The sequence below is a fragment of the Ornithinibacillus liuyingii genome (assembly GCF_055550225.1).
On the sequence record NZ_JBPWOS010000006.1, the window covers coordinates 242,234 to 265,010 of the forward strand.

Below are 22,777 nucleotides of genomic sequence, written 5' to 3' on the forward strand. Positions count from 1 at the left end.
TTCTCGGAAAGTGTATAAAAACAATAGCAACTAGAATCTTGTATGGGGTGTTAGGAGGTTTTTTGGTGAACTATTATGCAGTTTTTGATGTGGGTGGTTCCGCAATCAAGTATTCCCTTATGGATGAGGCTGGGTCTTTTATAGAAAAATCCTCTATTCCAACACCGAAGGACGGTATAGACGCTTTTGTAAATGTTATGGATTCCGTGGTGAAGGAATTTCAGAAGAAACAGGTTCTAAGTGGTATCGCCTTAAGTATGCCAGGAGCGGTAGACGTAGAAACTGGATTCATTAAAGGGATTACGGCTCTTCCTTATATTCATGGTCCTAATATCAAACAACTCATCCAAGAACGAACAGGGCTTGTGGTTGAGCTGGAAAATGATGCGAATTGTGCCGGTTTGGCTGAAGGCTGGATTGGTGCTGCTAAAGGGATTAATGACTACATTTGTATCGTGATCGGTACGGGAATTGGTGGGGCACTTGTTTTAGATAAGAAGATTCGCCATGGTAGCAATCTTTTCGGTGGTGAATTCGGCTATATGATCCTTGAGGATTATTTGGACCAGCCGATTGGGGAAACGTGGAGCTCACTTGCTGCAACTGGGGGCTTAGTGATGCAGGTTGCAAAACGCAAAGACATCGACCCTAACACGCTTGATGGGATAGCGGTGTTTAAAATGGCGGATGAGGGTGACCTAGAAGTACAGGATGAGATCGAAAAATTCATCAAGCGCTTAGCAGTAGGAATTTATAATTTACAGTACATGATTGACCCGGAGAAAATATTAATTGGTGGAGCAATCAGTAAACGGGATGGGCTAATTGATAACATCAATGAAAAGCTTAAGGTAATGAAACCGAATGAAGAATGTTTAGATATTAGGGTGCATCCATGCCAATTTGGCAATGATTCTAATTTAATTGGGGCGCTCTATCACTTCTTACAAAGGGCTACAAAACAGTCCATTTATAGATAGTAGGGGCTGGGTATACGTTTACTTAGTCTCCATGTATAGCAAATTAGATTGAAGGAGGGAATGTGATGATACATAAGAATTTAGAAGCCTTTCCTAGTCAGTTCCTATGGGGATCGGCTTCTTCTGCTTATCAGATTGAAGGAGCATGGGATGAAGATGGGAAGGGGCCTTCCAACTGGGATCAATTTGTCCGAATTCCAGGGAAAACCTTTAAGGGTACAACTGGTGATATGGCAGTCGATCATTACCATCGTTATAAAGAGGATATTCGCTTAATGGCCGAGATGGGCTTGAAGGCATATCGCTTTTCAGTTTCATGGGCTCGAATATTTCCTAATGGGAAAGGGGAAGTCAATGAAAAGGGCATCCAATTTTATAGTAATCTAATCGATGAGTTAATTAAGCATCGAATAGAGCCGATTTTAACCATCTATCATTGGGATTTACCACAGGCACTGCAAGATGAATATGGTGGCTGGGAATCTCGCGAGATTATTCGGGACTTTACCAATTATGCGGTTACATTGTATAAGCATTTTGGTGACCGGGTGAAATATTGGGTGAGCTTGAATGAACAAAATATCTTCACCAAATTTGGATACAGAACGGCTCTACATCCCCCAGGAGTAAAGGATGAGAAGCTTTTCCATCAAGTCAATCATCATGCGAATTTGGCAAATGCCAGTGCGATTAAGGAATTCCGTAACTATGTACCAGATGGAAAGATTGGCCCTAGCTTTGCCTACTCCCCTTCGTATCCAGCATCTGCTAAGCCGGAGGACATCATTGCTGCGGAAAATGCAGAAGAGTTAAATGCACATTGGTGGATGGATGTTTATGCATGGGGAACATACCCTCAGGTGGCATGGCGTTACTTAGAAAGAAAGGGCTTGGCACCAACTATCGAAGACGGTGACCTTGAATTACTAAAAGAAGGTAAGCCGGATTTTATGGGCTTAAACTATTACCAAACGACTACCTTTGAAAGGAACCCATTAGATGGTGTATCAGAAGGGAAAATGAATACATCTGGAAAGAAAGGCTCAACCGAGGATAGTGGAGTACCAGGTCTTTATAAAACCGTGAAAAATGAACATCTGGAGCGGACAAATTGGGATTGGAACATCGACCCAACCGGACTTCGCATCGCCCTCCGCCGCATCACGAACCGATACGAATTACCAATTCTAATCAGCGAAAATGGCTTAGGGGAATACGATAAGCTTGAGGAAGGCGATATCGTAAATGATGACTATCGTATTGATTATCTACGAGTACATTTGAAGGCGACCCAAGAAGCGATTAGTGATGGTGTAGATGTTATTGGTTATTGTACATGGTCCTTTACAGATCTACTAAGCTGGCTAAACGGCTTCCAAAAGCGCTACGGATTTGTCTATGTGAATCAACATGAAGAAGGGGAGCATGACCTTCGCCGGATTAAAAAGAAAAGCTATCATTGGTATAAAGAAGTCATTGAGACAAATGGAAAAAATCTATAAGTCAGGCTTATAACAAGAGGAGTGTTGGTTATCAGACAGCCAAAAATCGGAATGGTTGGTCTAGGATCCATTGCACAAAAGGCGTATTTACCTATTTTAACAAAGGAAACCTATTGGCAATTTGTTGGTGCTTTTTCACCGAATGCAGAGAAAAGACAGCGGGTTTGCAGGCAATATCGAATCAAAGACTTTCCTAGTTTATCGGCATTAATAGAGGAAAGTGATGCAGTGTTTGTCCACAGCTCAACAGAATCCCATTTTGAAGTCGTATCCGAGCTTCTACGAAATAGAAAGGACGTTTATGTGGATAAGCCACTCGCTGCGACAGTGGAACAAGGGGAGAAGCTAGTAGCGTTGAGTGCGAAGCATAATCGAAAGCTAATGGTTGGGTTTAACCGCCGCTTTGCACCGATGTATGTCGCTGCAAAAGAGCAAGCACAGGATCCTACTGCATTTTCCTTGGAGAAACACCGTGCACTTGACATTGGTCCACACGATTACCGTTTTACCATGTTAGATGATTACATTCATCTCATTGACTTGATGAGATGGCTTCAGGCTGGAGAAAGTAAGTTGGCATACCATAAGATGGATATCAACGCGGATAAGCAGATTACGTTTGCCCAGCATGTGTGGGAAGGGGAGCATGGTAATCCATTTACACTTTCCATGCATCGACATGCGGGAACCAACTTAGAAGAATTGAAGGTGTTAACGGCCGGTGCGCTCATTCGAGTGAAGAATATGAATGTAATGGAAACAGAGCAAGACGGGAAAGTAACGATACAAACCTCCCCATCCTGGGAGACAATTTTAAAACAAAAAGGATTTGTTGACGCGGTCAAGCATTTTGTAGATTGTATCATAAACGACAGCCAACCATTCGTAGATGGAGAAGAAGGGTTGAGATCACAGCTATTAGTGGAACAGTTGTTGAGAGAGCAAGGGTGAAGCGTGGAGCCATGCTTCACCCTTTGCATTTGTATTTATGGAAACACTCTTACATCATAAGAACTTTTCACCGTAGATTACGCCTCGATGATTTATCAAGTTAAATTTCTTACCACTTCTCATAATGAATTTTCCCTCAATTCCAAAAAAAGCAACCTAGAAGAATTTACGCACTGCTTAACGTGCTAGAATAGGATAAACTTGCTGTTTCCAACTACAGCAGGAAGCCTGCTTGTAAAAAGTGGAGGGATAAAAGAATGGGAAAAACAAATCTAAAGAATCTTGTGCAAGATTATTTTAATGCGTATGAAACAAAGGAAAGGGGAATTTTAGAGGAATTGTTAAGCCATGACTTCACGTTTAATAGTCCGGTCGATGACAAAATTAACCGGGAGGCATATTTTGAAAAGTGTTGGCCAAGTTGTAAAGACATAGAAGAATATCACATCCAAAATCTTTTTACAGACGGAGATGAAGCGGTCATTCGATACGAATGCGTATTAAAGTCTGGTGCTACTTTTCAAAATATGGAACATTTTTTATTTGAGAATGGGAAAATTAACGAAATAACCGTCTATTTTGGCTTCGATTTGAAGCACGATTCTGTAAATATTGCGAAAGTACAAAGGTTAAATGAGGCATTCGTGACAGGTGATATAGATTATATCGTCGATAACATTGCTGAGGATATTGAATGGAACTTTATTGGAGACTCCGTAATGGAAGGAAAAGAAGCTGCCAGAAATAACCTTGAGCCAATGCGTGGTGTTGTAGCAAAAGAACATACGGTTGAAAAAATCATCGTACAGGGGAATAATGCGCTCGTCGAGGGTACGATGAAATTGCCAAGTGAGCATAGTGAAGGAACCACGTATGCTTTTTGCGATGTATATAAATTTGACAAAGAGAACAATAACAAAGTTAAAACATTATCATCGTATCTGATTGAATTGTCGAGTGAGGACTATGATAGGTTAACAAAGGGTAATAAAACGAGTATTGAATAAAGCATCCCGACTTATGGCAAAAACATAAAATTGTTGGAGAGGTTGTGGAAGGAGCTAGGGTAAAGGGTAGGGTGGTTCTCGTGCTTTTCCCTTTGCCACTCCTTTCCTCATTGGAATATAAAACATCCCACCGGAAGTCTGTATCCTCCAGTAAGTTATAAATATATTTATGTACCAGGCAAATAATATGGGTTGAAGGGAGGATACTAACATGGAGTTTAAAGGTGCTGGAAACAAAATTGAACAAACTGCAGAAACGCTTATAAGAAAGGGTATCCCAGAAAGAGCAGCTGCTTTTGCTGCTTCAATGGGGTATTTGCGAGAGTTAAAAAAGAAAAAGTAAGCGGATGAAGCTTGGGAGGGCGGTGTTCTAGGGTTAGGGTACCATTTCAAAAGGGGCATTACCTGGCTGATTTTATGAAATCCTGAAAAAGGTGCCTGAAATCCTGAAAGATAGCGCTCAAATCCTGAACCCCCCCTCCAAATCCTGATGAATATGTCAACTAGACGGTTTTGCTGCGAAATAAGCGCTACTCCTAGGTATAGTTCTCTTTACTGACCAAAAAATAGTAGCTAATCCATAAATAATGAGGATTATTCTCCATACAGTTGTCCCGATAACGATATTGTGCCTCTACTAACCCCTAAATCCTGATAAAGCTCATGCCACTTTGGAGAATAACCTTGGCATTCGGTTAGGGGATTGACAATGGATAGAATTATTGTATAATTCAAAATAGGAGAAACACGGAAGGTGGAATTCGGTTTGCCAGCTTACTTGTAATGGTTAAGCAATTAAATAGTACATTTCTTTTTTGAACTGTGTGTTCATTCTACGGGAGAAGTGTGCCTATTTTTAGCCATTACGGGGAACGCGGGATAATCTGTTGTTTTAAATTCCAAGCGGGATACCTATAAGGTGTCCTGTTTTTTTATATGGGAAATTTTCTCCCTTCAGCTATTATTAGCGTTCCTCTGGAAAATAGAGGAGCGGGTTATGAGTTTAAATTATGTAGTGAAATATGAGGTTATTGCACAGGAAAAGCCGAACGTCATACGACATTGTAGGAATTGTAAGAGAAGCACGGAATACGTTTGTAGTGATAAATTTAGGGTGAATGCAAATCAGAAAGTCGTTGATATTTGGCTTATTTATAAGTGCATGCATTGTGAAAGTACTTGGAACTACCCTATTTTATCCAGAGTACATGTAAATCGAATAGATCCAATACTACATCAAAAGTTCATGAATAATGATCAAGAGACAATTTGGTACTATGCGTTTCAAATCAACAAATTACGGAAATTATGTGATGATGTGAGTAAAAATATACGCTACGAGATTAGAAAGAAAAAGTCCGAATCAGTTCCTAATGAAATGACCATTAGGATTTGCTGTAAATATGATGTTGGTCTAAGAATAGATAAGCTCCTAGCAGAAATCTTGGGTATTTCCAGATCAAAAGTAAATACCATGGCAAAGGCTGAAAGGTTTTTGCTATACCCAAATGTTACGATGAAGGACAAAGTGATAGATAATTTACAGATAACAGTCAAAGGTAATTGGATGCTTTAACTTCAAAATCTTCTATGAAGCAAGATTGTGGGGCTTTTCTTATAGGGTTTTTAGAGGGCGCTATCTGGGTGATTTTATGAAAACTGAAGAAGGTGCCTGAAATCCTGAAAGAGGTGCCCCAAATCCTGACCCCCCCCTCCAAATCCTGAAGAATATGTCAACTAGGCGGATTTGTTATAACCATATGTCATAGGATAGTTACAGATAAGAGCAATTTAAGAGAAAATACGGTTCCCCATTAAGGGAACCGTCATTTTACAATCGGTATCAAATAATCAAAGCTATCTTCGTCTATACTTGAATATCTTTCTAGCTTATAATCCGCTGGTTCGAACCCGTAACGGATGACGATTTGAATATAAGAAAAACATAGAAACGCATCATCTGCCCGACAGCCTTCCAAAACGGCAAATAACGTAGGGGGAACTCGTTCCAGACGAATGTTATCGTCTTCTTCTAAAGAAAAGTTACTGTTTACCTCAAATCCAATATCCCCAATAATACTATTCGAAGTGATTGCCTCTGTTTTTACATACACATGCTCGGAAGCTACTTGTCCATTTAACCGATCTTTAGCTTGACCAAAGTATTGCTTAAATGGATGTGGGCTACGGTCTGCTTCAACTCGTTGCCAGACAAGGATTTTCTCCTTCTCCCACTTGGATAGTAATAAGGTGTGAGTGCTGTCTGCTCTTATTCCGCCCACATATTTACGGGCTGCCAAGATGGCTTCCATTCGTTTATCTAAATCTTTTTTCCATTGTTCAAGCAACGCCTTCTTTTCTTGTTCCGTTGCATCACAATATCGCCTGATATCATTCATCGCTATATCTGCTTGCCTCAATGAATCGATCATTTTCGCAAGATGAACTTGATCTGGGGTATACGCTCGATACCCATTTTCTAGCCGGGTAGATGGCTCTAATAAACCCTTCTTATCATAATACCGAAGCTTACTGGGAGGTAAACCGGTCTTATTCGAAAATTCCTGTATAGTAAAATGCATACGTGTCTCTCCTGACGCTAGTTAGCGATATATGACCAGACGTTAATACGATTATTGTCTGGATCATAAATATGGAAACCACCCCAACCATTAATTGGGTCCCCAGCAATTTCCGATGGTTTAACCCCATTCTTAATTAATTTATTATACTCCTGAAAGAATACTTCTGGACGAATATCATAATAGGTTCTGGCTTTATTATCATTCGGTTTTTCAACTACTTTGTTCGTTTGTAGTAGCCAAATATTATCCCAGAAGCATTGGTCTAATGCATTTCTATCATAGGCGTCCTCTGTTCGAAGATGTGCATAACCATTTTCGTTATCAACTTCTACGATATCAAATCCAAGATGTTTTTCATACCAGTCAGCGGACTGCTTTGGATCAGATACATGAATAATTGTATTCACGGTTCCAAATCCAACAATTCCAGATGGCGGATATTCCGCTTCATCCTCACCTCTTGGCTCTTCAGCAATAGCTAGTTTCGTATTATCAAAGGCGAATATATCACAATATCGCTGCCCATTTGGTAATGTTTTTATTTCAGTAAACTTCACATCTTTATCCGCTAAGTAACGTAACGTTCCATCAAGGTTGTATGTAGCAAAACCAAGCCTTACATTCCCCTCTGTTTTTGGAGATTGAAAATGTTCATACTCTCCTTCAAACGATTTAATGGTCACAACCCCAGAGCGTGGCATTTTCATAAAAGCCTTTCGACCAACCCATGAAGTTATTTTGTCTAAACACTTCCAGCCTAATAGCTCTTCATACCACTCAACTGCCTTGTCAAAATGCTCCGGGTCAACCATAATAAATCCCCCATCCCAACGATACATTATAAACACTCCTTAAAAATTTATTTACAACCTAAGCATAAAGGTTAAACCTAGTCTAATGTCAATAGTACTTCGAAAATTCTATATAATAAATATTAATGACGGATAGACTTGTTAAAATTAGGACTGGGGCAAACCTATGTACCAAGATGGGAAGCGCCACTACTTGGTATAACTCTCTTTACTTGGCCATAAAATAGTAACTATTGTAACTAATCCATGAATAATCAGGATTATTCCCCATATAACGGTTGTTCCATTAACGATATCACTGTCATAAAATTGGACTAGATTGCTTAGTGGAAACGTTTCTGTGACAAACCGCTCCCCAGAAGGATTCAAGCTAAAGATATGCCAGCCCTTATAACCATCAAAAATATAGAATGCCAACTGTCCAATTCCGAAAATGATAAGGTGGAAAACCCATAAAAGTCCCTTTCTCCACGAAGGACGGGTATGATTATTTGCTTTCAATTTTTCTCCCCCTATACTTAATTTTTCTTAAAAATGACTTCAAACTCCTTCTTAACTTAAGCATAAAGGTTAAACCTAGTTTAATACCAACAATTTGTTAAATTTTGGAACACCATCTTAGAAGTTTGGAATAGATAAGTACATCATATATGCAATCTGATAAACTCTTATTAGGATTAACTCGTCTTTTGTGAAATATATTTGATTAACTTGTAAGAAATGCCATAAAACACTCGTTACTTGATTTAGAAAGAAAAAAGGAGGTGGAGGAATTGCTTTATGGAGTTGGAATTTTTGTCCCTGTTACGGATTTAACTCGCTCCAAAAAATGGTATATGGATATGCTTGGATTTGAACTTGTCCATGAAGATGAACCAGATGCCTATACGATGAAATTAGGTGATCGAAGGGTAATGATATGTTTAGTTAAATGCGAGCAGATAGAACAGCCGAGGTTCCCTAAAAATAATTATGCGGTTGATGTTTACTATAATTTTCACACGGATAATGTGGATGCAGCGTATGAGGACCTGTTAAAAAAAGGGGCAAATATAGGTGAGATTCAGAATTATGATGGCATTCGTGGCTTTGATGTAAGGGATCCAGACGGAAATCGTTTTGGCGTTGTAACATGAAAAATGATGTGGGGTATAGCACTAAAAACTAATTAAGCTAGAAGGGAGATTTAAGGATGTTTCATAAGAATAACCAACAATTCAATGTGTTAGGGAAAAAGTACACAGGAAAATTTGAAGAATATCCTATCATAATACCAAAAGCAATTGAAGACTTTAGAGAGTCTTATCGGGGAGACGATTCATTTACCAGAGTGATAGTCTATGAACCGAAAAAAAGTCCTGAACATACAGTTGGATATTTTTATTTAGGAGCACTTGTGGAAGGAGAACCAGGAGAGGTTCCGGAGAAGATGAATCTCTTTCAGTATGAGGGTGAATTTGCAAGCATATCGGTTCCTTTGGATTTAACGAAAATGGGCGAATACTATGACAAGTTAATCAACTGGATTGTTAAAGAAGGAGATCAAGTTGACCCTAATTATCATTTAATCGAAGTATATCGTCCTACCAATACAGGACAAGAGCAGTTGGAGATCTATATGCGCATTAACACGGTTAAAGAAAAAGTATAAGTAACATAAGGAGGTGTTCCTATGTATCCCTATTCTAAAACAATTACAACTTTGCCGTTGCGACCATTGTTGTCCTGAAGGAGAACAATCCATCTTGTGTTAGTTCCATGATTTATAATGGTGATTTCATTGGTGAAAAAAGTTAAGGGGATGGGTGTCACCTCCGCTTTATTAAAGTGAAATGGAATAAGTGTAATTTCAGAAGAGGATTTTGCTGAAACCTTTCTATAGCTTAAAATAGTAAACTGTTTGTCCACAAATAACCCATGTAAAATGATCTAGAAAACTATAGTCGGTTTTCAAAGGCAAGTTTGGGAAATATTCTTCAATACGGTTACAAGGATGAAATAATCAAATTGAGAGGATCTTTATTTTTTGAATAAATATTTGATATATGAATCAAAAAGTAGCGTTAAAGATTTTCCTAACGGAGTATTATAGTGGAACAACCTTCCTATGGGAAGGTTGTTATGATATGATGAGAACAAACGTTCCTATCCGGGGGTGGTAATCATGCAAATCTCAAAAGATAACACAATAAACATCAGACTTGCGATACCTACAGATACTAGTGAGGTACTAACATTCTTTGAAGAGAACATAGAAATCTCTCATGATCATATTTATAACCGGGAATTTGTTTGTCCGGATGGGGTTAAAGCTGCTATTAGAAGAAAACAAATGTTAATTGCCAAAAAAGAGTATGGTATAGTCGGCGCTCTTAGATTTTACAAGAAAAAAACAGACGGTAGTATATCACTTTATCAATTTGCTATATGTAAAAATCATAGAAAGCAAGGTTTACTAAAGCAGATGCTTTCTAATATAAATACAGGCCCGGTTCGTGTTAAATGCCCGAAGCATTCATCAATGAACCATTATTTTGATAAAACAGGTTGGATCTTGCATGATGCAATAGGTGAACTCAATTGCTGGCAATTATAAAATGAAAAAAGGGGAATGTTGATGACTACAAAAAAAGGAAATATAAAATTAATACAAGCCGTATCTCTTTTTACCCCCAACTTGGATCAGTCAGTTGATTTTTACAAAAGTACATTTGGAGCAACGGAAATGTTCCGCTCTAATCAAACAGATGGCTCTAATATGGTGGGGTTACAATTCGCTAATGGGGAAACAGAGTTTGTTTTACATGATAGTGAAAATTTGAAGGAACCTGACATTGAAGTGTTAGTTGATGATGTGAAAGACTTCTATCATACCCATAAAAGCAACGAGAATATTCATTGGATACAACCCCCGATTGAAAAACCGTTTGGCGGGCACCTTGCTGTTATGCGCACGATAGCAGATGATATTGTGTTAATAGTTGTAGGGCCATAATAAAGATATTTTTGCGAACTGCTTGTATAACACTCACGGTCTTCTGGAATAAAAGTCCCCCCTTGGTATTGAATAACCAAGAGGGGAAACGCTAGAATATATGGTTATCCTACCAATATTCAGTCATTGCAATGGTTTTGATTTCTGATACCTTCGCTGGCAGCCAGCCTACTAAACATCAATATTTCTCTACCGCAATAAACATATCAATCTCATTATCCGGCTGCTCCCGCTTATATCGTTCGTCCCATAGCTCGAGATCATACCCAACAGGCATATAATTATTTGCCTTTAACCATCTACCATATAAATAATCATACGATTGTTGCAGGTCACTTTCTGGTCCTTTGTGTGTGTAGGCTACATAGGTGTTCTTAGCTATAGTATGGAGGATAGCGCCATCTGGAACATCTTCATCAGCCACTTCATAGCCAATAATATTGGTAAACGTATCCTCATTCACATCGAATTGGTCCTTCATTGGATAAACTTGTATTAAATAAAAATGATTCCCTAGCTTGTGCTGGAATAGGTCTGCATTTTCCTTCAGCTTTGACAATGTTTTGCCAACCAAATCCTGTTCCTTAACCTGTTGTAAATTTGCTTCAAATTGATATCCTGCGACTCGAAACGTGTCTTTCTCTATAACTTTCGGTTCCATTTTCAAAATCTCCCCTTTATCTGTTCTTTTCCAAGACAAGGTCCCTCTCCAGACTAAGCTTCGGCCACCCTCCCCAAATATCAATAAGATTACCATCGGGATCTTCTAAATAAAAATTAATCCCACAATCCCCTTGATCCTGTATTTCTTCAACCGTGACTCCACAATCTGCCAATTGTTTGTGAAGCTCCTCGATATTCGTAACTTCCAATGTGAGGAAACACTGTCTATTGCCATCGACTTCCTGATAATTTAAATTCAAATTCTCTTTTGTTTTGATTAAAAATAATTGCTGCTCTCGGTTGATTTGGAGTTGCGCTTGTTTGGATGACTCATTTACTTCATTTAACAAGGTTAAATGAAGGTTGTTAACATACCAATCTGCGGATCGTTTAATATTAGACGCAGGAATATAAATGCAGTTTATCCCGACGACAGTTGGTGAGCTTGCCTCCTGTTTCAATATTCTTCACTCCTTCTTAAAGTCTTTGTTTTCTACCACTACGCCAAATTTATTGCCCTCAAAATCGAAAAAGTCAAAACCGATAATTGGACCATGCTCCTCTACATCCGTAACAGTTACTCCTTTTTGCTGTAGCTCTTGGTGGTAGGAATAAATGTCTGTAGTTGTAAAGTTATAATAGGCGTTCTGATAATTAGTGCTATCAGGAAACGTGGTTGGTGGCTTTTCCAGAACTCTCACTAAGGTTAAATATTGCCTCTGCTCCATAAAGTAAAAATCCGCCCCTTGATTTTCTGGCCAAGTGCCTACATGGTGAAGGCCAAGCTTCTCTTTATACCAGTGAATAGCCTTTTCAACATTTAAAACGGGTACAAATACTGCTCCAATCCTTATCACGTGAATTCCTCCCTTATTTGTTTTCATTTAATAAACGGATAGGTCGGTAAAAACCTTACATGATAGATAGAAAAAATTAACCCGATAGCTGACAGACCATAAAAACATTTCCATCCGGATCTGTAAAACGGAAACAGATCGATGTTTTGTCTCTGTTTATTTTTTCTATCTGAATCCCTTGTTCCAAGGATGCTAGGTAGGCCTCGTATATTAGATTTACGCTCTTTGATTGAAACCCTTTCATAAAGCTTTCGAATAGATTACTAGTCATGCTTTGTTTACTCGACTGGTTGAGTTTATAGAATTTGGAAGTTTCATCTGGTGATAAATGTGCATAGCGATTTAGTTTTTTCCTGGAACGGTGTAGGGTTGTGTGTACATTGGATTCCGAGTCTTTTATCATCCCAGCGGTTTCTTTAGCGGTAAATTGAAATACATCGACTAATAGAATGATTACAAATTGCTTGATTGATAAATATTCAGCTAGAATTTCCAAGGTTTCCCTAACGTTTATTGGATGTGATTTATCTTCTAAGTCAGCGAGGTCAACATGGTATTCGGATAAGGATTCTGTAGGAAGAATTTTCTTACGCCTCTGATCAATCAGTGTATGTTTGGCGATTTGATAGAAGAATCGCTTGGATAGAGGTCTCTTAGGATTCTTTTTCAATGCTATGTAACTTTTCATTAACGTATCCTGCAGGAGATCCTCTGCCTCCCAGGAGGAAGTGGCCAAACTAATACAGTACTTTTTAATGTCCTCATAAAAGGGGGAAATCAGGGTATCAAATAATGAGTGATCAGGATCAGTAGATTGGTAATGATTCATTTTTTCCTCCAGTTTGAATTGAAGTGTAACTTGCCCTGAGAAGAGAAAACAAAGAAGGTGGATTGCAAGAATGAGATGACTCTGATAAGGAGTGAATTGCTTCTTTATATAGTAACGCTACACCAACTAACTTCTCATTAAATGAATGTATCTATTAACATAAGATTGATTGAGCATTAATATAGCTTTAGTTCCATGTTAATCGTAATGAGATTAGTTTTATAATATTCATTATAATGAAAAATTAGTCAAATAACTAGAGTTAAAAGGTCTAAGCTGTCATTTATTTGTTTCGTCACCATGTAGACTACTTGGAGAAAAGGCATGAGCAGCAATTATGGCTCTTACCCAATGCCCTAATCTTTTTCCAATATAACTTTTTATTATACCTTTTGATTGAATATTTGTATTTTAATTATCCGTAAATGTATATTAAACTAACATTAATACAGAGAAAGAGCTTTTATAAAGGGGGAAATTGAATATGATAACGTTAAATCCAATTGGGCTTGCTTACAATGAAAGATACGAAATGGAAGATGATTATTGGGGTGGCGTAATTAGTAAGATTATATTAGATCAAACTCTTCCAGAAGAAGCATTATACGAAATTGAATCATTTTCTCACTTAGAGATTATTTTTCACTTTCATATGGTTGATAAAAATAAAATTATTAAAGGCGCAAGGCACCCTAGAAATGACATAAATCTTCCGAAAGTTGGCATTTTTGCTCAGCGTGGGAAAAATAGACCTAATCAGTTAGGTCTTACAACTGTAAGGGTAATTAAAAGAGAAGGAAGAGAATTATTTGTATCTGGGCTGGATTGCATTAACGAAACACCGATTTTGGATATAAAGCCCGTTATGAAAGAGTTTCTACCTAAAGAGTCGATAATCCAGCCTAAATGGTCTCACGATATTATGAAAAACTACTGGAGTTAAATAGTTACCCTCTTGTATTCTCTAATAATGCAAGGATTGTGATAAAATATGCCTAAACTAACTTAGCAGGCCATTTTAACAAGAAGAAGATTAAATTGGAAACGGTATCATTAATGTAAATAATCGTAAAGAATAACCTGGGGGAGTATTTTATGACTGCTGAAATAATTTTTGCATCAAATAAATTAGGATACATAAAGGATGAACAGTTAGAATTAATGCTTACTAAATTTAATTTGGGTAAACTTATTTCATCTAAAAAAACTGACAATGGTGCAATGGGTCAAACCATGTTCGTCACATCAACGGAAGGGAATTTTGTTTTGAAGGGAAACCCACTTTATAAAGGGCAGTTGATTGAGGAACGGTTCTTTATAGAAAATCTTGAAGAAAGAACCAGTGTACCAGTCCCTACACCATATATAATTGACAATTCTGAGGATATCTTTGGCTGGAACTATTCTATTATGCCACTACTTAAGGGCGACCATATAAATTCAAATCATCTGAAGACAGTTCTTAAATTTGAAGATAAGATAAAGATAGCTGAATCGATTGCTAGAACCTTGTCATCTTTTCATAAATGGAAAGTGAATGATTTTGGTGAGCTTAACACGGAAACCTTAGAGATAACTCCTTTTAATAATTCTTATACTCAATGGCTTTTTAGGAGAATAATGTTTTGGGTAGAAGATGCAAAGAAGTACTCAGTAATAAATGATAGTGATATCGATTGGGTTAAGTCTTTATTAGATGAATCCGAAAAGGAATTTAATAACTTTTCTTCTCCCACATTTGTAATGGGAGATTTTAAGCCTGGGAACTTTTTGGTACATCTAGGAGAGAATGGCTGGGAAATAAGTGGTGTATTTGACTTTACAAATTCTTATTTTGCTGATCCGATTTCTGATGTAATAAAGATGGTTACGTATTATATAGATAACAACGAAAGAGAAATTGCAAAGCACTTAATGAATATGTACTGTAGTCAATTGGAAGAAGGAAATGCTATAAAAAAGCGTTTAAAGGTGCATATGCTTCATCAAAGAGTGTTAGATTGGGGGAGTGCAAAAGCAACTAAAATGGTTACTTGGGATGATGAACTTTCATTTTCTAAATGGACAGAAGCATACACTGATGTAATTGAAAGTCTTATAGAGTAATACAGCAAATATTAAATAGTTGAACCATTTAATCAGTAGTTATCGTGAATATGACATATTTCAAATCATCTTATAATATCTTTTATTGTCGATAAAATTTAATGCTGGAGAGAGGGAGTGGGAAATATGGCAATCATACCCCCTTTGTTACAAAGAGGAGATACAATTGGATTAGTTACACTTGGCAGCCCTCTTGATGCGAATATTATTAATACTAGAGTACAAGTCTTGAGAAATATGGGCTTTAATATCGTTTTTGGTAGGCATGTTTATTCTTATGATGGCATTGTATCGGCATCAGCTCAAGAAAGAGCAGATGATTTAATGAATATGTTCAGGGATCCGAGTGTCAACATGATACTTGCCACCCGCGGAGGGACTGGAGTTCAGACCATCCTTCCTTATTTGGATTTTGATGTTATAAGACAGAATCCTAAAGTTATATCAGGTTATAGTGACATAACAGTATTATTAAATAGTTTGTATCAATTTAGTAATTTAATCACGTTCCATAGTTTAATGCTTATTGACTTTAGACCAGAAACACCTGCGTATAACTTCAATCAATTTTTTGAAGCAACGTCTACGTTAACTTCCCCTAGGATAATTCAAAATCCCCCCAATTATGCCCTAAGGAGCTTAGTACCAGGAAATGTAACTGGACCTATAGTAGGTGGAAATATGACTTCGTTAGTAAATGCACTCGGTACACCATATGAAATTAACACACAAGGAAAAATACTATTTTTAGAAGAAACGCATTCTCCAACTACAATGGTCTTTAGGTATTTAACACAACTATTAATGGCAGGTAAATTTCGAGATTGTCTTGGTATTATTATGGGAGAGTGTACTAATTGTCCGGTATCGTATCGTACAACGTATGAAGATTTAATTAATGCTCTACTAGTTCCCTTAGGAAAACCACTGATTACCAACCTTAGTTCAGGGCATGGCTTATATAAAGCTGCCATTCCAATCGGTGCCAATGTAAATATAAATTCAACAGAAAGTACCTTGACTGTGATGGAACCAACCGTTTCTTAGTGGGTGGGAGTTTTTGTTTTTTGATTTTGCCAACAAAAAACTGATAAAAATCAAATGGAGAACTTTAACGCTATACCTTGAACTGAATTATTCATCAATAATCTCTCCTTTAATTAGTTAATGTTATACAAAAGTAAACCAATAGCGGTAATACTGTTAATAAAATAAATAGTGGTATCTTATTATTGTTGAAAATTACTAATGAAGTATTAAATAGATTGATCCCCATTAGTATTAAAACAAGTGGAGCGTATGATTGATTAATACTAGCAGGAATGAAAGTAACCCTGTATAAAAAATACAGGGTAGCTGGTAATCTTGTTGGAAAAAATCATTCTGACCACGGAGAATGTAAAATACAATGACAAAAGTTCTTATTTTTATATTCCGGTTGAAAATGTTGAATAACATCTTCTTTCATATTGCCGAAAGTAGTTTCAGGCTTATGTTTAAACCCATCATAGAAAGCTGGTATTATATCCTTTTTGAAATTGTTACGAGGAAACGCTTTAATTATTTCTTCACGCAATTCTTCAGGGAATAGTTCAAAGCCATCTCCCATAACATCTAAACCAACACCATGAAAGAGTAATGCTACTTCTGATTGTTTATGTTCTGCAACACCCGGAGTCGTATGTAATGCAATTGCATCCCATACAAGTTGAATAGTTTCATCTGGAATTTGATACTGTTGAAGAAAACTTCTTGCTGCATTTGCACCGTCTACCTCGAATCGTAAGTCGGCACTACTGTATTTTTTAGTTAAGCCTAAATCATGGAATAAAGCACTGACATATAATAATTCCAAGTCATAATTCTTCTTCGCCTTTTTTCCGTTTACCGCGCCGAATAGAAACACTCGATTGGAGTGATTCCACAATAGATCATTCCCCTGCTCGCGTAAAATATCAGCAGCATCTTTCGCCAACCTAGAATCCGGAATACGGATACCCGCTATTGTTTGTACCATGATTAAAAACCCCTTTACAATAAATTTACTCATCGGTTATGAGTTATTTTCATTGTAAAGAGGATTCTATTATTTATCTATTCTATAATTTCTATGATAATAATAGATAAAATCTATAACAAAGAATTTTGTAAAGAAGTGATCGCACTTTTTTCCGTGTGAAATTGAAGCTTTTCGATCTCACTTACTAATAATTTTATAAATTTTCGTGCTGCGTAATTAATAAAACAATTCTTTTTCATCATGAAATAAACTGCTTTTGTCAAAGACGGCTCTTCAATATGCTGGAAGAATAAACCCTCTGTATCATAAAATTCATATAACGTTCTTGATACTACACTACTCCCAACACCACTTCGAACGAGATTTAATATAGATTCAATACTAGACGTTTCAACAATAGGCTCTATTTGCCTATCCATTTCATAGCTTGTTTTATCAAGTATTTTTCTACATTGGTGTATACTTGGGAATAGAATAAGAGGCTGAACCAGAACAGAGGATAATGAAATCTTCTGATTCCCATTACGTTGATTACTAATAAAGTAAAACTCTTCATCATACAGTTTTGTTACTTGCAACATATCATATTGATTAAGATGAAAACCAATACCAAAATCAGCTTGATTTTCTAGAACAGCCTTTTCCACCTGATCAGTGGTTACAATAAACACTTTAATGTTGGGATATAACTGGCTAAATTGAATACATAAATTAGAAACCAAATCTGTTATTTCTCCCGGTAACACAGCAATTTTTAATTCTCCAAGTTCTACTTTCGTCAATGCTTTGACTTGAGAAGTTATATTTTGAATAGAACTTCGAATATTCATAGCTTCTTGCTGTACAATTTCCCCAACCTTGGTAAGTTCAATTTTTTTGCCAATACGGTTAAAGAGTGGGTAGCCCACCTCTTGTTCAAGCATCTTAATTTGATGACTTAGTGTGGGTTGTGAAATTCCTAATCTTTCAGCTGCTTTAGTAAAATGTAATTCTTTACTAACCATTAAAAAATATTCTAAATGTCGTAATTCGATTTTTTTTACTCCTTTCTAATATAAGAGCTATCTTTAATAAGAACTTATATATCAAGCTGGACTAGCTGAAGAAATTATACCACTGATTGTACTCTTTTTCTTAATTAGCTTCACGTGTTATCGCCACAATAATACTTGTATTGATGTATGGCGTCACATTACTCTTTCCCCGACTTACCCAAATGTTATTATAATTTTACACCTACATTACCCCCAACTATTACAATCCATTATTACTAGAACAATCTCTATTACATTAACACCGTTACCCTATTATATCGCAAATACTAAGTATAATTTAAAAATTATTCTGTATTTTCGGCTTGCAACATATCATCCCTCTTTACACAACTAGCCTCAGTTCAAATGTAACATATATTCATATGCTGTTAATCCGTATACTTTTTTAAAGTGCTTATTTAAATGAGTTAAATCAACAAAATCACATTCCGAAACGGCTTGGTAAATATCTTTATGTTTATCGATCAATTGCTTAGCCCGTTCAATCTTACAGTTGAGAAAGTATTGATATGGTGTGATACCAGTATGAGACTTGAACAATCGAATAAACTGAAATTTGGATAGATGAAGCTCCGTACTAATCTCTTCCAGTTTAAGTACATTCCCTAAATCAGAACGAAGCATATCTTTCGCTTTATTAATTAGAGCATTGTCCTTCGTAATAGCCGTTGAGAGATTGGTTTGAGTAAGTGTATCGGTGAGAGATATGAATAGTTCACTACATAACGCCTCATCTTGTTCCTTTAATATCGCATTTGCTAGACTTAATACTCGTTGTTCAAGTGTATAATCATACACTACTGGGGTCTCGAAACTTATCCTATCTTTTTTCCCCGAAGCTTCTAAAAGTAATTGTGGATCAATATATAGGATGACATAATCAAGACCTGTCTCATCATGTGCCATTCCGTCATGTGCCTGTTCTGGATTAAAAAGCATTACGCCATTAGGATAGGATAATGTTAAATTGCCATCTAAGTTATAATGTTGAATACCACGTAGGGTTACACCAATTGCATACTCCATATGGCAATGCTTTTTATACTTGAAATCAGTGATACTTGCTGACAACGCGGTAATACCGGCAGCTTTTTTATAAATAAATTGATCCATTTTATTCACCTCGTTAAACATTACCTATACCCATATCATAATGGTCGCATAAACTAAGCCTAGTGCCATAATTATATTTACAATCCTTGTATACTTATGTAAAAACCTTTTGAGAATGGTACCAAAAAGAACCCATGAAAGTAATGCGATAAATCCAATGATAGTTATAGCGATCACACTTAACGTAACAGTAGGTGTATCGGTATTGTAGGATAAAACAAAGCTAGGAATAACGGTCATGGTGAATACGATTACTTTCGGATTTAAAAACTGCATAAAGAAGCCTGTAGTAAACGTGCCAGTTTTATTGTTAGTTGATTGTGATGTATCCATTTTATAGATTTGGTAAGAGAGATATAACATATAAATCGTACCGATAATCTGCATACCTATTATAATTTTAGGAACAACGGTTATCAGCACTGTATTCAACATTGCAGATATAGCTAGTAATAAACCAAAAGCAATTATCGATCCAAATGTATAATTCATGGCTTTTTTGGGCCCATAATTATGTACGGTAGATAAAATGACGATATTCGTTGGCCCTGGAGTTATAGTCACAATAAAGCAGTATAGTATAAAAGATGTCATATCCATGATGAAAACCCCTTTCAGTGTTTTCACCTAAATATACATCGAAAAAATTAATTGGATATAGTATATTATTGCAGGATTATAAGTCCCCATCCAGCCTTATTTTATTGCTAAGGCCCTTCATAACAAAAATCATCCTTTATTACTAGCTAAGTTTCCTTCAGTACCAACCTGTTAGTGAAAAAATAGGGTACTTCTCTTCTAAAAGGAAAGCACCCATTTGTTAACCCCGATATTTTATTTTTACCTTATTTCCTAACGACAGGAATCCACATTTCACCAAACACCAAACCGTTTTGCTGTCCCATCTCTACAGTGGCATTTGGCCCACCAACATAGGCGACATCCTTTAATTCAGGTAGAACCTGACCAAATGCAAGGCCAGTAAGTGTTTGACTTAGTTCATCAGCAGTTTTCGCTTCTGCTTTAACAACTACATATTCTCCCTTTGGAAACTCAATCACTCTAGTTGCTTCAGGTAGGGTTGCATCCGTCATAACACCAGCATAATGCATCATCTTGTTATTCACCGCCTCGTTTACGGAGAAAATGTAGTCGTTTGTTGCGACAGATTTTAATGTATCCAGTATGCCATTCTCTTTGACCTCGTGCCAGAAGTCAGACTTCTCCTTTGTTATCCCAGCATAGTCTGTGTAATCACTCTTTAGCTCCGTGCCAAAACCTAGAACTGTGAAGCCTTCCTTTTCCTCTAACGTATAATTTGCCATAATCAAATCTTCCTCTCTTAATGAATTGATCAAATGATTTTTATTTTCACTTGATGGGTTTATAATAGCTTTAAATCATGTCAAAAAGTGATACTGTTTTTGGAGGTTTCTATGAAAAAAGTTGAACGGATTAATACAATTATGCGGTATATTAACAACCGTGCCCACTTTACTATTTCCGAAATCATGCAGGAATTTAATATTTCTCGTTCGACAGCGATTAGAGATATTAGGGAAATTGAAGCCATGGGAATGCCTCTTATTGCTGAAGTTGGCAGAGATGGTGGGTATTTTGTTATGCAAAATTCGGTACTTCCGGATGTTCGCTTTACCGATAATGAGGTGAAAGCCCTTTTCATCGCGTTTATGGCCACAAGAAATCTACAGCTTCCGTATTTAAAGAGTCGCCTGTCCTTAGCTGAAAAGTTACTGGGCCTACTATCGGAAGACCAGCAGGATGACCTTGTTCTGTTAAATCAAATCTTGCTTTTTGAGGGCACTAACCCTAATAATCCCGACCTACTAGACCTGTCAGACCTCCCCCATCCCATGTTAGAAAAGCTTATCCAATTCCTTCTGATGGATCGCTATTTCGTGATTACTATCAATGAAGAGGAAGGTAGCAATACCTATCCAATTTACCTTATGCATCTTTACCGCGAAAAAAGTCGCTGGATGATGGAGTGCTTCGATATAAAGGAACGAAAGAAGCTTATGGTTCCTGTCGACCATCTTGGCAATATTGAACCATACTCAGAGAAGAAAAGATTAAGTAAAAAGAGTATAGAGAAACTATCTAAGCAACAAGAAGTTGAGAATCTTATACTTGAATTAGGTCCAAAAGCGATAGCCCAGTTTAAAAAGTATCATCCTATAAAAGCTTCTCTATCCTATACGAATCCCTTCCAAACGACAGCTGTTCTAAAGACTTATATTCAAGTTAGTGACGAAGAGGAATTAATGGACATGATAAATTGGCTGCTTTTTCTAGGTGAAGATATAAAAATAAGAGAAATACCGAAAGAAGTCTTAGTTGGATTACGAGGGAGATTATCCTTATATTACCCTTAAGAGATGCCGCTATTAACTAGTGCATCTTGGAAAGTTAGTGTCTATTATTTTGTAGGAGCGTGGAATAGAAGCACTAAAACACAACGGAAACAAAAATAGCAGTAATATAATAGGATTTTCACCAAGCACAACCTTTATAACCAAAGCAGAGCCGATAATAGCTCAAGTATGTAAAAGAATGTTCCCCCTCCTTTAGTTTCCTTAAAATAACCAACCTGCTAATGAATGAACGTTAACAAATAGGGCCTTCTCTTCTAAAAGATAAGCCCCCATTTGTTGAAAATCCGATCCCGTTATTTTAATAGCTTGTAATTAGAATGATATTTGGAATAAAACCTATATAAGAATGGAGTTATCGTAAAGGCAATAGTACTTAATACTAGAGAAACTATAAAAGAGATTAAAATAGATAAAGTACTGGAAGTGTCAAAATACGTTAGTACCAAATAACCGCCAAAAAATGCAATAAAAAATACAAACCCTATGCTGATGATTTTGGATTCCATGCTTGTCATATGCTCTGTACCACATTTTCTACAATTCATCGTATTATTTTTGTTAAACGACGACTTCCATACAAATTTATATATTTCTATCCATTTGAATTTTGTATGACACTTTTCACACTTTTGCAAATGATTCTCCTCCTTTATATTCCTCTCCTGTTGGCAAATTGTGTGGTTAATCGTAATCCAACAAATTATTTCTCCTTTACCGAAACATAATAAATTATCCCCAAAACAATTGGTATCAACAATACAAATGGTTTTTGGTTGTCAGGTAGGTATAATAATAAAAATAGCCCGACTAGGTGGCAACCCCTTAAAGTTAGAGTTTATATTATGCAGCTGATTGACTGGATTGAGTTCGGTATTCTACCGGACTCAGTCCAGTCAATTTTTCTTT

Annotated in this window: 27 protein-coding genes and 1 pseudogene; 15 read left to right on the plus strand and 13 right to left on the minus strand. The window is 36.8% G+C overall.

Annotated elements, in window-relative coordinates:
- Positions 1-65: 65 nt before the first annotated feature.
- The 6 genes from ACSKT4_RS10280 (at position 66) to ACSKT4_RS10305 (ending at position 6,016) form a co-directional block, all read left to right on the plus strand.
- Positions 66-980: an ROK family protein gene (locus ACSKT4_RS10280; protein ID WP_186867964.1), complete on the plus strand. Its 915-nt coding sequence runs from the start codon at positions 66-68 to the stop codon at positions 978-980.
- Between the two features lie 65 nt (positions 981-1,045).
- Complete coding sequence (locus tag ACSKT4_RS10285) at positions 1,046-2,482, plus strand: glycoside hydrolase family 1 protein (RefSeq protein ID WP_465823359.1); 1,437 nt, start codon at positions 1,046-1,048, stop codon at positions 2,480-2,482.
- Between the two features lie 30 nt (positions 2,483-2,512).
- On the plus strand, positions 2,513-3,433 hold the full coding sequence (locus ACSKT4_RS10290) for a Gfo/Idh/MocA family protein (protein WP_465823376.1): 921 nt from the start codon (positions 2,513-2,515) through the stop codon (positions 3,431-3,433).
- Positions 3,434-3,690: 257 nt separating this feature from the next.
- Positions 3,691-4,440, plus strand: a complete 750-nt coding sequence (locus ACSKT4_RS10295; RefSeq protein WP_339212406.1) for a nuclear transport factor 2 family protein — start codon at positions 3,691-3,693, stop codon at positions 4,438-4,440.
- A gap of 211 nt (positions 4,441-4,651) precedes the next feature.
- Positions 4,652-4,783 (plus strand): hypothetical protein, encoded by a 132-nt coding sequence (locus ACSKT4_RS10300; protein WP_255488041.1) that lies wholly within the window; start codon positions 4,652-4,654, stop codon positions 4,781-4,783.
- A 654-nt stretch (positions 4,784-5,437) separates the two neighbouring features.
- Complete coding sequence (locus ACSKT4_RS10305; RefSeq protein WP_186867967.1) at positions 5,438-6,016, plus strand: DUF1062 domain-containing protein; 579 nt, start codon at positions 5,438-5,440, stop codon at positions 6,014-6,016.
- A 250-nt stretch (positions 6,017-6,266) separates the two neighbouring features.
- Here the strand turns inward: ACSKT4_RS10305 and ACSKT4_RS10310 are convergent, their stop codons facing one another.
- The 3 genes from ACSKT4_RS10310 to ACSKT4_RS10320 all read right to left on the minus strand — a co-directional run bounded on the left by ACSKT4_RS10310 (position 6,267) and on the right by ACSKT4_RS10320 (position 8,338).
- A complete protein-coding gene (locus tag ACSKT4_RS10310; RefSeq protein WP_186867968.1) occupies positions 6,267-7,022 on the minus strand; it encodes a MerR family transcriptional regulator in 756 nt (251 codons plus the stop codon).
- Positions 7,023-7,039: 17 nt separating this feature from the next.
- Positions 7,040-7,864, minus strand: coding sequence for a VOC family protein (locus ACSKT4_RS10315; RefSeq protein ID WP_186867969.1), 825 nt, complete (start codon positions 7,862-7,864; stop codon positions 7,040-7,042).
- A gap of 162 nt (positions 7,865-8,026) precedes the next feature.
- Positions 8,027-8,338, minus strand: coding sequence for a hypothetical protein (locus ACSKT4_RS10320; protein ID WP_211740907.1), 312 nt, complete (start codon positions 8,336-8,338; stop codon positions 8,027-8,029).
- A 263-nt stretch (positions 8,339-8,601) separates the two neighbouring features.
- Between ACSKT4_RS10320 and ACSKT4_RS10325 the strand changes: the two genes are divergently transcribed.
- The 5 genes and pseudogenes from ACSKT4_RS10325 to ACSKT4_RS10345 all read left to right on the plus strand — a co-directional run bounded on the left by ACSKT4_RS10325 (position 8,602) and on the right by ACSKT4_RS10345 (position 10,832).
- A complete protein-coding gene (locus ACSKT4_RS10325; RefSeq protein ID WP_343221399.1) occupies positions 8,602-8,973 on the plus strand; it encodes a VOC family protein in 372 nt (123 codons plus the stop codon).
- A gap of 56 nt (positions 8,974-9,029) precedes the next feature.
- Positions 9,030-9,488, plus strand: a complete 459-nt coding sequence (locus tag ACSKT4_RS10330; RefSeq protein WP_465823363.1) for an effector binding domain-containing protein — start codon at positions 9,030-9,032, stop codon at positions 9,486-9,488.
- 59 nt (positions 9,489-9,547) lie between these two features.
- Positions 9,548-9,668 (plus strand): annotated as a pseudogene (locus ACSKT4_RS10335) (2-thiouracil desulfurase family protein); the annotation flags it as partial.
- A gap of 333 nt (positions 9,669-10,001) precedes the next feature.
- Complete coding sequence (locus ACSKT4_RS10340; RefSeq protein ID WP_222618939.1) at positions 10,002-10,433, plus strand: N-acetyltransferase; 432 nt, start codon at positions 10,002-10,004, stop codon at positions 10,431-10,433.
- Between the two features lie 21 nt (positions 10,434-10,454).
- The gene (locus tag ACSKT4_RS10345) at positions 10,455-10,832 is read left to right on the plus strand and encodes a VOC family protein (protein ID WP_186867972.1); all 378 of its coding nucleotides are present in this window, start codon (positions 10,455-10,457) and stop codon (positions 10,830-10,832) included.
- 178 nt (positions 10,833-11,010) lie between these two features.
- Here the strand turns inward: ACSKT4_RS10345 and ACSKT4_RS10350 are convergent, their stop codons facing one another.
- The 4 genes from ACSKT4_RS10350 to ACSKT4_RS10365 all read right to left on the minus strand — a co-directional run bounded on the left by ACSKT4_RS10350 (position 11,011) and on the right by ACSKT4_RS10365 (position 13,181).
- On the minus strand, positions 11,011-11,493 hold the full coding sequence (locus ACSKT4_RS10350; protein ID WP_186867973.1) for a GyrI-like domain-containing protein: 483 nt from the start codon (positions 11,491-11,493) through the stop codon (positions 11,011-11,013).
- 16 nt (positions 11,494-11,509) lie between these two features.
- The gene (locus ACSKT4_RS10355; RefSeq protein ID WP_465823365.1) at positions 11,510-11,956 is read right to left on the minus strand and encodes a VOC family protein; all 447 of its coding nucleotides are present in this window, start codon (positions 11,954-11,956) and stop codon (positions 11,510-11,512) included.
- Positions 11,957-11,962: 6 nt separating this feature from the next.
- Positions 11,963-12,352 (minus strand): VOC family protein, encoded by a 390-nt coding sequence (locus ACSKT4_RS10360; RefSeq protein ID WP_186867975.1) that lies wholly within the window; start codon positions 12,350-12,352, stop codon positions 11,963-11,965.
- A 76-nt stretch (positions 12,353-12,428) separates the two neighbouring features.
- The gene (locus ACSKT4_RS10365) at positions 12,429-13,181 is read right to left on the minus strand and encodes an RNA polymerase sigma factor (protein ID WP_465823366.1); all 753 of its coding nucleotides are present in this window, start codon (positions 13,179-13,181) and stop codon (positions 12,429-12,431) included.
- Positions 13,182-13,665: 484 nt separating this feature from the next.
- Here ACSKT4_RS10365 and ACSKT4_RS10370 point away from each other — a divergent pair, with 484 nt between their 5' ends.
- The 3 genes from ACSKT4_RS10370 to ACSKT4_RS10380 all read left to right on the plus strand — a co-directional run bounded on the left by ACSKT4_RS10370 (position 13,666) and on the right by ACSKT4_RS10380 (position 16,334).
- Complete coding sequence (locus ACSKT4_RS10370; protein WP_186867977.1) at positions 13,666-14,124, plus strand: SAM-dependent methyltransferase; 459 nt, start codon at positions 13,666-13,668, stop codon at positions 14,122-14,124.
- Between the two features lie 152 nt (positions 14,125-14,276).
- Entirely contained in the window at positions 14,277-15,287 is a 1,011-nt protein-coding gene (locus ACSKT4_RS10375; protein WP_465823368.1) for a phosphotransferase family protein, read from the plus strand.
- A gap of 126 nt (positions 15,288-15,413) precedes the next feature.
- Positions 15,414-16,334, plus strand: a complete 921-nt coding sequence (locus tag ACSKT4_RS10380) for a S66 peptidase family protein (protein ID WP_465823369.1) — start codon at positions 15,414-15,416, stop codon at positions 16,332-16,334.
- A gap of 331 nt (positions 16,335-16,665) precedes the next feature.
- Here ACSKT4_RS10380 and ACSKT4_RS10385 read toward each other — a convergent pair whose 3' ends face one another.
- From ACSKT4_RS10385 to ACSKT4_RS10405, 5 genes are all read right to left on the minus strand, one after another.
- Complete coding sequence (locus ACSKT4_RS10385) at positions 16,666-17,304, minus strand: HD domain-containing protein (RefSeq protein WP_186867980.1); 639 nt, start codon at positions 17,302-17,304, stop codon at positions 16,666-16,668.
- Positions 17,305-17,417: 113 nt separating this feature from the next.
- Positions 17,418-18,341 (minus strand): LysR family transcriptional regulator, encoded by a 924-nt coding sequence (locus ACSKT4_RS10390; RefSeq protein WP_343221418.1) that lies wholly within the window; start codon positions 18,339-18,341, stop codon positions 17,418-17,420.
- A gap of 357 nt (positions 18,342-18,698) precedes the next feature.
- A complete protein-coding gene (locus ACSKT4_RS10395; RefSeq protein WP_186867982.1) occupies positions 18,699-19,475 on the minus strand; it encodes a helix-turn-helix domain-containing protein in 777 nt (258 codons plus the stop codon).
- Between the two features lie 24 nt (positions 19,476-19,499).
- On the minus strand, positions 19,500-20,075 hold the full coding sequence (locus ACSKT4_RS10400) for a LysE family translocator (protein WP_186867983.1): 576 nt from the start codon (positions 20,073-20,075) through the stop codon (positions 19,500-19,502).
- Positions 20,076-20,320: 245 nt separating this feature from the next.
- On the minus strand, positions 20,321-20,800 hold the full coding sequence (locus tag ACSKT4_RS10405) for a GyrI-like domain-containing protein (RefSeq protein WP_186867984.1): 480 nt from the start codon (positions 20,798-20,800) through the stop codon (positions 20,321-20,323).
- Positions 20,801-20,911: 111 nt separating this feature from the next.
- On the opposite strand from ACSKT4_RS10405, the gene ACSKT4_RS10410 reads away from it, so the two are divergent.
- Positions 20,912-21,871, plus strand: coding sequence for a helix-turn-helix transcriptional regulator (locus ACSKT4_RS10410; protein WP_186867985.1), 960 nt, complete (start codon positions 20,912-20,914; stop codon positions 21,869-21,871).
- 293 nt (positions 21,872-22,164) lie between these two features.
- Here the strand turns inward: ACSKT4_RS10410 and ACSKT4_RS10415 are convergent, their stop codons facing one another.
- Positions 22,165-22,506 carry a TIGR04104 family putative zinc finger protein gene (locus ACSKT4_RS10415; protein WP_186867986.1) on the minus strand — a complete coding sequence of 114 codons (342 nt, stop codon included), beginning with the start codon at positions 22,504-22,506 and terminating at the stop codon, positions 22,165-22,167.
- Between the last annotated feature and the right edge of the window lie 271 nt (positions 22,507-22,777).

Bases quoted from the DNA above. Each gene is read 5' to 3' on its own strand.
- ACSKT4_RS10285 (WP_465823359.1), top strand. From the start codon at position 1,046: ATGATACATAAGAATTTAGAAGCCTTTCCTAGTCAGTTCCTATGGGGA.
- ACSKT4_RS10295 (WP_339212406.1), top strand. From the start codon at position 3,691: ATGGGAAAAACAAATCTAAAGAATCTTGTGCAAGATTATTTTAATGCG.
- ACSKT4_RS10300 (WP_255488041.1), top strand. From the start codon at position 4,652: ATGGAGTTTAAAGGTGCTGGAAACAAAATTGAACAAACTGCAGAAACG.
- ACSKT4_RS10305 (WP_186867967.1), top strand. From the start codon at position 5,438: ATGAGTTTAAATTATGTAGTGAAATATGAGGTTATTGCACAGGAAAAG.
- ACSKT4_RS10310 (WP_186867968.1), bottom strand. From the start codon at position 7,022: ATGCATTTTACTATACAGGAATTTTCGAATAAGACCGGTTTACCTCCC.
- ACSKT4_RS10315 (WP_186867969.1), bottom strand. From the start codon at position 7,864: ATGTATCGTTGGGATGGGGGATTTATTATGGTTGACCCGGAGCATTTT.
- ACSKT4_RS10330 (WP_465823363.1), top strand. From the start codon at position 9,030: ATGTTTCATAAGAATAACCAACAATTCAATGTGTTAGGGAAAAAGTAC.
- ACSKT4_RS10340 (WP_222618939.1), top strand. From the start codon at position 10,002: ATGCAAATCTCAAAAGATAACACAATAAACATCAGACTTGCGATACCT.
- ACSKT4_RS10345 (WP_186867972.1), top strand. From the start codon at position 10,455: ATGACTACAAAAAAAGGAAATATAAAATTAATACAAGCCGTATCTCTT.
- ACSKT4_RS10350 (WP_186867973.1), bottom strand. From the start codon at position 11,493: ATGGAACCGAAAGTTATAGAGAAAGACACGTTTCGAGTCGCAGGATAT.
- ACSKT4_RS10365 (WP_465823366.1), bottom strand. From the start codon at position 13,181: ATGAATCATTACCAATCTACTGATCCTGATCACTCATTATTTGATACC.
- ACSKT4_RS10370 (WP_186867977.1), top strand. From the start codon at position 13,666: ATGATAACGTTAAATCCAATTGGGCTTGCTTACAATGAAAGATACGAA.
- ACSKT4_RS10375 (WP_465823368.1), top strand. From the start codon at position 14,277: ATGACTGCTGAAATAATTTTTGCATCAAATAAATTAGGATACATAAAG.
- ACSKT4_RS10380 (WP_465823369.1), top strand. From the start codon at position 15,414: ATGGCAATCATACCCCCTTTGTTACAAAGAGGAGATACAATTGGATTA.
- ACSKT4_RS10385 (WP_186867980.1), bottom strand. From the start codon at position 17,304: ATGGTACAAACAATAGCGGGTATCCGTATTCCGGATTCTAGGTTGGCG.
- ACSKT4_RS10395 (WP_186867982.1), bottom strand. From the start codon at position 19,475: ATGGATCAATTTATTTATAAAAAAGCTGCCGGTATTACCGCGTTGTCA.
- ACSKT4_RS10400 (WP_186867983.1), bottom strand. From the start codon at position 20,075: ATGGATATGACATCTTTTATACTATACTGCTTTATTGTGACTATAACT.
- ACSKT4_RS10405 (WP_186867984.1), bottom strand. From the start codon at position 20,800: ATGGCAAATTATACGTTAGAGGAAAAGGAAGGCTTCACAGTTCTAGGT.
- ACSKT4_RS10410 (WP_186867985.1), top strand. From the start codon at position 20,912: ATGAAAAAAGTTGAACGGATTAATACAATTATGCGGTATATTAACAAC.